The organism is Anaerobacillus sp. 1_MG-2023, from assembly GCF_030547345.1.
GTDB classification, from domain to species: Bacteria; Bacillota; Bacilli; order Bacillales; family Guptibacillaceae; genus Guptibacillus; species Guptibacillus hwajinpoensis_B.
Genome location: NZ_JAUORD010000262.1, coordinates 1 through 235 on the forward strand (window position 1 = coordinate 1; position 235 = coordinate 235).

Annotated in this window: 1 protein-coding gene; it reads left to right on the forward strand. The window is 41.7% G+C overall.

Annotated features, from left to right (window positions below):
• A partial coding sequence (locus Q4550_RS24095) for an alpha/beta hydrolase (protein WP_303536796.1) occupies window positions 1–192 on the forward strand: 192 nt, incomplete at its 5' end.
• Window positions 193–235 lie beyond the last annotated feature (43 nt).

The window sequence follows — 235 nt, forward strand, 5'->3', positions numbered from 1 at the left end:
GGCGCTGTGGCATCATCATTTGCTATCGAACATCCTGATGAAATCCATGGGTTGTTTTTCCTCGCAGATTATCCGATTGAAGATATGTCTGAACTGTATGTACCGACGCTTACGATCTATGGTGAAGATGATGGAGTTGCATTCCTATCTGATCAAAAAGAAAAAGAAGAGTTGCTCTCTTCTTTAGCATAGATACACATTATTGAAGGGGGCAACCATGCCAACTACGTCATGT